We start from the raw sequence: 10,306 nt of genomic DNA, 5'->3' as shown, positions 1-10,306 counted from the left end.
TTTCAAAATTCTCGTAAGCTTGCTTTTCTGCGTCATCCTGAGGACTTTATGCCGAAGGTTCTCTTTTTTTGATTTTTTAATTTGAAAAGAAAAAATTATATTCTTCGCACGGCTACAGAATGACGATGTGGATTTTTGCAAGCAGTTCCACTTGCAATATTCAAAATATGGTGTATACTATATAAAGAGAAAAGAGGAAAAGAGTCCTCTAAAAAATAGGAAAATACTAATGGAACCTGGGAGTCGGGATTTCGGAGCTTAAAATATAAAATTATAAAATCTTTCCAAATCCCACACTTCTAAGTCCTTACTAAAATCCTTAAAATCAGAGCATTTCTTTTCCTCTTTAAAAAAATTTTTTAAGGAGGCATTTTTATGTCAAATCAAGGTAAAACATTCAAGGATTTAAATCTATCAAAGGAAACTTTAAAATCCTTAGACGAATTAGGTTATTCTAAACCTACAGAAATTCAAGAAAAAGCAATTCCGGCAGTTATGACCGGAAAGGATTTAGTAGCACAAGCACAAACAGGTACAGGAAAAACTGCAGCTTTTGGAGTACCGATTGTTGAAAAAGTAAATCCAAAACAAAAAAAAGTTCAAGCATTAATCTTGGTTCCTACAAGAGAGTTAGCAATTCAAGTAGCTAAGGAAATTAAAGAACTTGGAAAAAATAAAAAAGTTTATACCTTAGCAGTTTACGGCGGTAAATCTATTAGCCATCAAATAAACTTTTTAAAGAAAGGCTCAGATGTCGTGGTAGTTGGTACACCAGGAAGGGTTAGAGATTTATTAGAAAGGGGCGTTTTAAATCTTGATAATGTAAAAATGTTTGTTTTAGATGAAGCAGACAGAATGCTTGAAATGGGATTTATAGACGATATTGAAGAGATTATGTCTTACCTTCCAGAAGATAGACAAATTTTATTATTTTCAGCAACTATGCCAAAAGAGATTTTAGAATTAGCTGAAGAGTTCTTAAATGAGAATTATGAAACAATAAAAGTTAAACCGGATGAAGTGACTGTTGAAAAGATAAAACAAATCATTTACAGAGTAAATCCAAGAGATAAGTTTAAGAAATTAACAGAAGTTTTATCTCAAAATGAAGCGGAAAAAGTAATTATTTTTACACAAACTAAAATCGAAGCTGATGAGCTTGCAGAAAGATTAAATGAAGAAGGCTTTAATGCGAGTGCTATTCATGGTGATTTTTCTCAAAAGAAAAGAGAAACTGTTTTACATAATTTCAGAACAGGCAAATTAAAAATTCTTGTAGCTACAGATGTTGCAGCAAGAGGACTTGATATAAAAGGTGTTGACCTTGTTATAAATTATGGTTTACCAAGAGATGCAGAAAGTTATATCCATAGAATAGGCAGAACCGGAAGAGCAGGAAGAGAAGGAACAGCTATCTCTATAATGACATCTTCTGAAGACAAACAACTTCAAAATATTCAAAAGAAAACAAAAGCGAATATAGAAGTCATAAATGAAGCACAAGAAAAGAAATTTTCTTCAGCACAAAAAGATAAACCTTCTCAAAAAGAAAGGTCTTCAAGAAATCAAACAAGAAGAAAACAGAGAAGTTAATGATAGATAGAAGCTCTGAATAAGAGTCACATATTATTCAGATTAAGAGATTAAATGGTATGATACGTTGGACAGTTCAAAAGATGTCCATCCATTAAGTGGTATATATTTAACTTTTTGCATTTAAATAATTAGATCTACTTATAAATTAGACGAGAAATTTAATAAAATTGGAAAATTCTTAATACGGCTTATGAATGACAGATTTTTATTTCCCTGTCATCCTGGATGCAGCGAAAGATCACATTTTTATAAATTTTTGAAAAGAAAGAAAAACAGGAAATTCTTCGTCGGCTACAGAATGACGAATTCTATTATGCTTGCCAATCAACCTTATCCTGTCATCCTGAGGACGTAAGTCCAAAGGACCTCTTTTTTAAATTCTATAAAAATCTCTAATTTCTAACCCCAAGGTATTTAAATGATTGGATCTAATTATTTTTGTTGTTCACAATTTATTTACAATTCTAATGCTTAAGTTATTATATAATTAATTAGAGATAAAAAAAATTAAAAGGAGAAGTATATGAAATTAAAGTTATTTTTTGCGGGATTAATGTCTGCAGCATCATTAGCAGCAGCAGAAAGTTGTTTAGGTGGTGGTTCTAAAGTAAGTACATCAGAAGTTCAAAAAGCACTATCAGGCATACTTGGTAATGCAAAGGTTGTAAGTGTTTCAAATGCTCCAATTAGCGGTTTATATGAAGTTGTTATCGAAAGCGGTGGAAGAAAAGTACCAATCTATGTTGATTGCAATTTAAAATATTTGGTAAATGGCGAAATAATAGATATTAATAAAAAAGTTAGCTTGACAAGAGAAAGACTCCAGCAACTACAATCACAAGCAAACTCAGAAAAAGAAGAAAAGCTTGTTAAGATTTTAGGAAAAGATAAAGTTGAAATGTTAAAAAAAGAAGGTTTATTGGAAGCTGTTAATATTGTAGATTTAAAGAGCATACCAAAATCTAACGTAGCATATGGAAATGGAAATATTAAAATCTATGTTATAACAGACCCTCAATGTCCGTACTGTGCAAAACTGCACGAAGAAATTAAAAAAGTCTTAGCTCAAAGAAAAGACGTTTCGTTTGAAATGATTATGTATCCACTGCCATTCCACAAACATGCATCAGGAATAGCACAAAACATTATTTGTCAAAACGACAATGCAGCAAAGCAAAAAATACTTGACGCTGCATTTTCTTATACAGCCAAAGGTGATGAAAATGGGCTGACATCACTTGAAAAACCTTGTAATGCTGGAAAGCAGGCTATAGATAACAATCTAAAATACGGTCAAGCTAATGGAATTAACGGAACACCAACGATAATCTTTCCTAAGGGCGTGGCAATATCCGGTGCATTGCCTGCTGATAAATTAAATAAATTGATAGATATTTTAAAGTGATAGAGGTTAAAAATCTAAAGGTTTCCTTTCAGATAGAAAATCAAGTTATAGAGGCTCTGAAAGGAGTTTCTTTTTCTTTAAACAAAGGTGAAATTGTAGCAATTGTTGGAGAATCCGGTTCCGGTAAGAGTGTTGCTTGTCAGGCTATCATGGATATTCTTCCAAGTTATGCTAAAAAAGAAGGTAAAATCATCGTTGATAATAAGGATTTAGATTCATTATCCAATGAAGAAAAAAGACAACTTAGAGGAAATAAAATATCAATGGTATTTCAAGAGCCATCTGCGGTACTAAATCCTTTAATGACAATTGGTGAGCAAATAGTAGAGACGATTTTGGCTCATAAAAACGTATCAAAAAATGAAGCAAAAGAATTAGCTTTAAGTGCTATGGAAAAAGTAAAGATACCAAATCCACAACAAAGGTTTAATCAATATCCTCACGAACTTTCCGGTGGACTAAAACAAAGAGCTGTAATAGCTATTGCTGTTGTAAATAATCCTGATTATCTTTTAGCAGATGAGCCAACGACCGCACTTGATGTTACAATTTCTTTACAGATATTGAATTTATTCAATGAGTTAAAAGAAACTTTAAACATGGGGATTCTTCTTATTACTCATGATTTGGGAGTTGTGGCCCAGGTTGCTGATAGAGTCTTAGTTATGTATAAAGGAGAGCTGTTAGAGGAAGGTAAAGTTTCTGAAATTTTTGACAACCCTCAGCATCCATACACTAAAAAACTTTTATCATCAAGAATATTCTTAAGTAATTCGTTCTAATTGTACAGCTTGTTTTTTAATCCCGAGGATTTTATTCAGAAATATTTTTCTTCTTCAAAAAGACAAGAAAGTGAGTGAATAAGTAAGTGGTGAAAGGATGGAGATTTTTTGCTTACGCTCCGAATGATAATGTGGATTTTTTGGAACAGTCTCATATACCTGTTAGGGTATTCTAAATTTTTTAATTTGTAAGTTATAGAATATAAATATAGATATAACTGAATCTTCCTTCTCATTCTGAGAAATTTAGTTCGAAGGATATACTCTTAAAAAGGTGGGACAATGTGTAGAGGTAATTCATGAATTGTCCACACAATAAATGAGTGGAGAGATAAAAGGACGGAAATTCTTCGCAGGCTATAGGACCGATAAGGTTACACTTACTTTAATGTTTATCACTCAATCTTTCCATGCCATACTCAAAACCTTAATCTATAGTATCTTCTTTTCAAAATCTATGAAAATCACTAAATCCTTAGCCAAAGTTGTTTAAACTTTCTTAATATGCTCATAAATTTTCTTAAAATAGCGTAATCAAATCTTAATCAAAATTTAAAAATAAACCTCTATAATCTCATAAATCCAATTTGGAGGATTGTTATGATAGGTGTAGAAAAGTTAAAAAACTTTAAATCTTTTAAAATTCCTGTAAATCCAACAGACATTTACAAGTACAAGCTCAAAAACTTTAGACCTAAAATTAAATTACAGTTTGAAACAAGTAAATACATTGTTAAAACAGCAGAATCTCATACAGAACTTATAAAAGCTTTAAAATTAAGGCATAGAGTATTTTTTGAAAAGACAAAGAAAATAGTCAAATTAGACATTGATAAATTCGATATGATAGCAGACCATCTACTGCTAATAGATAAAAACTCAAAAGAAGTGGTTGGAACATATCGTTTGATTGGGTCAAACTTTTCTAAAGAGTTTTACACAGAATCTGAATTTTTTATTGATAAGATTAAAGGCATAAAAGACCCAATCCTTGAAATGGGAAGGGCATGTATAGATAGCAATCATAGAAATGGAATAGCGTTATCACTGCTTTGGAGAGGTATCAGCCAGTATGTTTACACAGGCGGATATAAGTATCTCTTTGGATGTTCGAGCATCTTTGAAATAGATATAGAAAAGGTAGCATTTATTTACATGTATCTAAAATCAAAATACTACCTGTCAGAGTTAGAAGCTTACCCAAAGTTTAACTACAAAATTTTGAGCTTAAAGAAGTACACAGAATTTTTAGAATACATAGAGCCAAACTACGAAAAAGCATCGAATTACATCCCACCACTCCTTGAAGGATATTTAAAAGCAGGTGCAAAGGTTTGTAGCGAGCCTGCATTGGATAAAAAATTTAGGTGTGTTGACTTTGTAACGATTTTAATCACAGAAAATTTAACTAAAACATTTGAAAAGAAATACAAGAAGGAATGAGCTATCTAAGACTCTTTTACAGACTTAACATTTTTATTGTTTTACTGATTTTATTTTTACTAATTTCTTTATCAATAGATTTGACTGTAAGAAACCAGCACAAAAAAAGGAGATTGTTTTTAAAAAATGCCGGAATTTTTAGAGATATAACCTGCAGAATTTATAAAATAAATGTATTGATAGACAACACTTTAATCCATAAATTGGATAAAAATTATCTTATTCTTTCAAACCATCTTTCATACTTAGATATCATAGCTTTGATGTATAACAATAAAAATGTTTTTGTCTCAACCACAGAAGTTAGAGACTCTTTTTTGATTGGAAAGCTTGCACAGTATGGAGGAAGCGTTTTTATAGACAGGAAAAATAAAAACGGTATAAAAGAAGAGATAGAAATGATTAAAGATTTATTGCATAATGGTTTTAACGTTGTTATCTTTCCGGAAGGGACTACATCTAACGGCGAATGTGTTTTACCGTTTAAATCTTCATTTTTGGAACTTGCTTTCTTGGTGGATACTCTCATAGTTCCATGCTGTATAAAGTATACAAAAGTTAACGATGAACCTGTAAATGAGAAAAACAGAGATTTACTTTACTACTACGGTGATATGGAATTTTTTAGCCATTTTTTTACTTTTTTAAAGAATGTAAAAAGTGTGTTTATAGAAGTTAAGTTTTTAAAGCCAGAAGACCCAAAAAATTTTAAAGATAGAAAAGAGCTTTCAAAATACATACATTCAAAAATAGAAAAATGCTACAAAAGTTAAACATCTCTTTACACGACATTACAAAATCAAACCTTGAAAAAGTTTACTATCTCAAAGACATCTTAGAAGATTTAGGCGTTAATAAGATCACATATCTATTGATACCATACTATCATGAAAAAGAAAATCTGTTAGAGATAAAAGAAGACTTAGAAAACTTTAAAGTTAATGGAGAGTTTGTATTACACGGTTATAGCCACAAATCCGGCTGTTTTAAAGGGCTGAAAAGTTTATTTACAAACTGTGAAGGCGAGTTTTTATACTACCAAGACTTGGAAGACAGGCTAAAAAAAGGCTTAGAGATTTTAAATAAGCTTAACATACATCCAAAAGGCTTTATACCACCTGCATGGTTGATGAGAAAAGAAGACTATAAAGTACTAAAACAGTATGGATTTAGCTTTACAGAAGACCGATTGTATATTTATGACTTACAAAAAGATAAAAAAATCTTATCACCGGTTTTAAGCTTTGGCAGTAGAGGAATAGTTGAAGTTATATCTAAATTATCTTTTAAAGCTTATTTTTATGCACTGAGATTTTCTGAAACAAATGTCATAAGAATTGCTCTACACCCGGTAGATGCCACAGATAAAGATAAAATAAAATTAATCATCAAGACATTGAAAGGCAAAGATTTTGAATATATGCATCTTCAAGATTTGATAAAATAAAAGAAAAAACATATCACAAATTACGTTCTAAAATTATACGTAAAAGTGTTCCAAAATTCTCGTTTGCTTACCTTGCTTTCATCCTGAGGTTGTAAGCCGAAGGATCTCCTCTTTTAAAAATAAGAAAAAATGAGATTCTTCGCCGGCTTCAGAATGACATCTTTGAGGTCAAGATTCTTCGCCGGCTGCAGAATGACAATTTTGATTTTTGGAACAGTCTTTAGAAATCCTTGGCAAAAGAAAAAACCAAGAAAGCTATTTCTAAGCTTTGTAAAATGCTTTTTGATAAAAGAGATACTTATGAGCTTATAGAGATAGCCAAAGCATTGCAGAGTATTGGAACGGATGAAGCTTTAGAATGTTTAAGAAAGAAAATTCAAGATAATATAATCTTAGAAAGGTTCTTAGGTCAAATTATCAAAATTTAACAAAACCTTAATAATTCTCTAACACTTTTAATGTATCCTTTAATCAATCTCTGATAAGGAGGCAAAAAATGATTAAAGTTGACCTACATTTACACTCAGAAGCTTCAAATAAGCCCGGTGGTTATCTTTCTAATAAACTTAAAATAAGTGAAAGCTATGTTAAGCCGAAAAAAGTTTATGAAAAATTAAAAGAAAGAGGAATGACCTTATTTACAATTACAGACCACGACACAATAGATGGTTGCTTAGAAATCGCACACTTGCCAAATGTATTTATATCAGAAGAGATCACAACTTACTTTCCGGAAGATAGAGCAAAAATCCATGTAATTGCCATAGATATAAACGAAAAAATTCACCAAGATATTCAAAAAGTTAGAGGAAATATATATGAGCTTGTTGATTACTTACAAAAAAATAATATCACTCATATACTTGCCCATCCCCTGTACAACATGGACGGAAAGCTTACAAAATCACACATTGAAAAGTTAGGGCTTTTATTTGACAACTGGGAAATTTTAAACGGCACAAGGTCTAAGACTTCTTCTCAGATTACAGAAAAAATTGCAAATTATTTTAGTCAAAAAGATGTAATTGAAAGATTGGCAAATAAGTATGGTTTTAACAAAAGAAGAAGAGACTTTATATCCTTTACAGGTGGTTCCGACGACCATGGAGGACTTGATTTAGGTACAGGCTACACAATTGCAGAGGGAGAGACAGTTGAAGACTTAAAAAATACAATCAGTGAAGGAAAAACTCGCTGCGATGGATTACACGGAAATCCAAAAAGATTGACCCATATGGTTATGAACATCGCAAAAGAAGGCTTAAAAAGACAGTACAACCTTGGAAATTTTGGAGTGCTTTTAGATTATCTTTTTGAACCAAGACAACAATCAACCTACATTTTAGACCAAATCCTTGGTAGAAATAGCATTTTAAACTTTATTGAAACAGTAATCAAGCACAAAGGAGAAGTTTCACAAGACAATCATGAGAATATACACAGATTTTTTATAAATCTAATACCCTACTACATCTCAAACATAAGAAATCAAAAAAATTTAGATTTTGACAAAATAAGCATGTACTTAGGAAAAATTCTTATATTCTCATCTTCTTACTTATTTTACGTTTCAGTTTACAAACAAAGGGCAGATGAAAAGAATTTTTCTAAAAAAATCTATAAAGAATTTTTCGATAATGGTCACGTGGAAGGAAAAATAGCATATCTTACAGATACATTTTTTGAGATTAACGGAGTATCAAGAACAACTCAAAAACTATTAAACTTAGCAAAGGAAGAAAATTTAGACATTAAATTTATCATTTCATACGACAAAAATATAGAAGAAGATGAACATCTAATAAACTTTAAGCCGATGTTTACGTTTAAACTTCCTGAGTATGAAGAAATTCCTATAAACATTCCAAATTTTTTAGAGCTTTTAGATTACATAGAACAAAACAACTTTGACGTAATCTACGCTCCAACTCCTGGACCTGTTGGCTTGATGGGATTTGCTATATCCAAAATCCTTGGCATACCATTTGTTACTACATTCCATACAGATTTTCCAGAGTATGTTTACAGATACACAAGCGAGCCAGCATTAAAAGAATTTGTAGCCCAAGGATTGAAATTTATCTACAACAATAGTGAGAAAGTGTTAGTTCCATCAAGATATTACTTTCAAAAGCTTGCTGAAATAGGCGTTGAACCAGAGAAGATGGAGGTTTTCAGAAGAGGAGTAAATCAAGAAAAATTCAATCCATCGTTTAGGGATAAAAACTTTTGGAAAAAATACGACCCTAAGTACAATTTTGAACAAGTTGTATTATACGTTGGAAGAGTTGCAAAAGAGAAGGATTTAGATGTTTTTATAGAAGTTTATGAACTGATGAAAAACAATCCAAAGGTTAAGTTTGCAATCGTAGGAGATGGTCCGTATTTAAAAGAGTTAAAACAAACTTACGAAGGAAAGATAATATTCACAGGATTTCTTGAAGGAGAAGAGTTATCTAAAGCCTTTGCATCTGCTGACTTTTTCCTATTTCCTAGCACAACAGAAACATTTGGAAATGTAGTGCTTGAAGCTATGGCAAGCGGTTTAATCCCTCTTGTGTCAGACAAAGGAGCATCTAAGGAAAATATTGTTGAAGATATTACAGGGTTTGTTATTTCCAATAACGACCCAAAAGAATACAAATTAATCCTTGAAAGATTGATAGAAAATCCAGTTTTATCACAAAAAATAAGAAATAACATTTTAAAATTAGTCTCAAATCTTGATGAAAGAAGCCTATTGCTTGAGATGGTTGAAAAATTTAGCTTAGGCTGTCTTTCAAAGAAACAGCTTGAGGAGGTTTATGTATGAGGTCGAGAAAATCCTACTACCCAATAGATATAACTCCAACAGTCAAAATGAGAGACAATGATTGGTGGATAGCTAAAGATATCCAAAGTGAGATTATAAAGAGAAAAAATAAATATGTAAGCCTTGTATACATCGGAAGAACAGCTAATAAGTATAATCTTAGCAAAAAAACAAGCTTTGGATTTAAACTTTATCACAAAAAACTTGTTGATTTAATTATTAATGAATTATGAGACTATTAGATATAACACATTTCTACTCTGAAAAAGGGGGAGGGATTAAAACATACATTCAAAATAAGATAGAATATCTAAAAGATAAAGAAGATATTCAGCACACATTAATAATTCCAGGGGAGGAGGATGGAGAAATTTTTTTAAAAAGAACCAAAATAATTAAAATCAAATCTCCCTACTTTCCATTTAATAACCACTATAGACTTTTGATTAATCCTGTTAAACTTTCAAACATATTAAAGCAAGAAAAACCGGATGTAGTAGAAATAGGCTCTCCTTTTTTAATTCCAACAGTTGTAAATTCAAAAAAAGAAAGTCTAAAATATAAAACTGTAGGTTTTTTTCATTCAAACTTAGAAAGTGTCGTTGAAAATATAAACAAAATTAAAGGAAAAATTATAGTTAAGAAAATTGCAAGGTCCTACACATATAAAACTTATTCAAACTTAGACCTTGTTATTGCTCCATCTTGCTATGTTAAAAACTATCTTTTAGATATCGGCGTGCAAAATGTTGAAGTTATCTATCATGGTATAGATGTTGATTTTTTTGATAAAATTCAGCCGGAAGAAAACCTTAGACAAA

10 protein-coding genes are annotated in these 10,306 nt (G+C 31.0%); all 10 read left to right on the top strand.

What is annotated here, in order from left to right:
* Window positions 1–375: 375 nt before the first annotated feature.
* Window positions 376–1,593 carry a DEAD/DEAH box helicase gene (locus SULYE_RS02780; protein ID WP_007546284.1) on the top strand — a complete coding sequence of 406 codons (1,218 nt, stop codon included), beginning with the start codon at window positions 376–378 and terminating at the stop codon, window positions 1,591–1,593.
* Between the two features lie 526 nt (window positions 1,594–2,119).
* Window positions 2,120–3,001, top strand: coding sequence for a DsbC family protein (locus SULYE_RS02775; RefSeq protein ID WP_007546283.1), 882 nt, complete (start codon window positions 2,120–2,122; stop codon window positions 2,999–3,001).
* The gene (locus SULYE_RS02770; RefSeq protein WP_007546281.1) at window positions 2,998–3,783 is read left to right on the top strand and encodes an ABC transporter ATP-binding protein; all 786 of its coding nucleotides are present in this window, start codon (window positions 2,998–3,000) and stop codon (window positions 3,781–3,783) included. The genes SULYE_RS02775 and SULYE_RS02770 overlap by 4 nt, the downstream gene beginning before the upstream one ends.
* 600 nt (window positions 3,784–4,383) lie before the next feature.
* Window positions 4,384–5,226 (top strand): GNAT family N-acetyltransferase, encoded by an 843-nt coding sequence (locus tag SULYE_RS02765; protein WP_007546279.1) that lies wholly within the window; start codon window positions 4,384–4,386, stop codon window positions 5,224–5,226.
* Window positions 5,223–5,999, top strand: coding sequence for a lysophospholipid acyltransferase family protein (locus tag SULYE_RS02760; protein ID WP_007546277.1), 777 nt, complete (start codon window positions 5,223–5,225; stop codon window positions 5,997–5,999). Before SULYE_RS02765 ends, SULYE_RS02760 begins: the two co-directional genes overlap by 4 nt.
* Window positions 5,984–6,673, top strand: a complete 690-nt coding sequence (locus SULYE_RS02755) for a polysaccharide deacetylase family protein (protein WP_007546275.1) — start codon at window positions 5,984–5,986, stop codon at window positions 6,671–6,673. Before SULYE_RS02760 ends, SULYE_RS02755 begins: the two co-directional genes overlap by 16 nt.
* Before the next feature lie 230 nt (window positions 6,674–6,903).
* On the top strand, window positions 6,904–7,101 hold the full coding sequence (locus SULYE_RS07940; protein ID WP_007546273.1) for a hypothetical protein: 198 nt from the start codon (window positions 6,904–6,906) through the stop codon (window positions 7,099–7,101).
* Between the two features lie 68 nt (window positions 7,102–7,169).
* The gene (locus SULYE_RS02745; RefSeq protein WP_007546271.1) at window positions 7,170–9,485 is read left to right on the top strand and encodes a glycosyltransferase; all 2,316 of its coding nucleotides are present in this window, start codon (window positions 7,170–7,172) and stop codon (window positions 9,483–9,485) included.
* Window positions 9,482–9,718, top strand: coding sequence for a hypothetical protein (locus tag SULYE_RS02740; RefSeq protein ID WP_007546269.1), 237 nt, complete (start codon window positions 9,482–9,484; stop codon window positions 9,716–9,718). Before SULYE_RS02745 ends, SULYE_RS02740 begins: the two co-directional genes overlap by 4 nt.
* Window positions 9,715–10,306 (top strand): glycosyltransferase family 4 protein (locus SULYE_RS02735; protein ID WP_007546266.1); only part of this gene is annotated, 592 nt, incomplete at its 3' end. The genes SULYE_RS02740 and SULYE_RS02735, both read left to right, overlap by 4 nt.

Source organism: Sulfurihydrogenibium yellowstonense SS-5 (genome assembly GCF_000173615.1).
GTDB lineage: Bacteria > Aquificota > Aquificia > Aquificales > Hydrogenothermaceae > Sulfurihydrogenibium > Sulfurihydrogenibium yellowstonense.
The sequence above is the reverse complement of the archived record's forward strand: the minus strand, read 5'-3'. Positions and strand labels throughout refer to the sequence as shown.

What these genes read in the sequence shown, in the direction of transcription:
- SULYE_RS02780 (WP_007546284.1), top strand. Translation starts at nt 376, where the DNA reads ATGTCAAATCAAGGTAAAACATTCAAGGATTTAAATCTATCAAAGGAA.
- SULYE_RS02775 (WP_007546283.1), top strand. Translation starts at nt 2,120, where the DNA reads ATGAAATTAAAGTTATTTTTTGCGGGATTAATGTCTGCAGCATCATTA.
- SULYE_RS02765 (WP_007546279.1), top strand. Translation starts at nt 4,384, where the DNA reads ATGATAGGTGTAGAAAAGTTAAAAAACTTTAAATCTTTTAAAATTCCT.
- SULYE_RS02760 (WP_007546277.1), top strand. Translation starts at nt 5,223, where the DNA reads ATGAGCTATCTAAGACTCTTTTACAGACTTAACATTTTTATTGTTTTA.
- SULYE_RS02755 (WP_007546275.1), top strand. Translation starts at nt 5,984, where the DNA reads ATGCTACAAAAGTTAAACATCTCTTTACACGACATTACAAAATCAAAC.
- SULYE_RS02745 (WP_007546271.1), top strand. Translation starts at nt 7,170, where the DNA reads ATGATTAAAGTTGACCTACATTTACACTCAGAAGCTTCAAATAAGCCC.
- SULYE_RS02740 (WP_007546269.1), top strand. Translation starts at nt 9,482, where the DNA reads ATGAGGTCGAGAAAATCCTACTACCCAATAGATATAACTCCAACAGTC.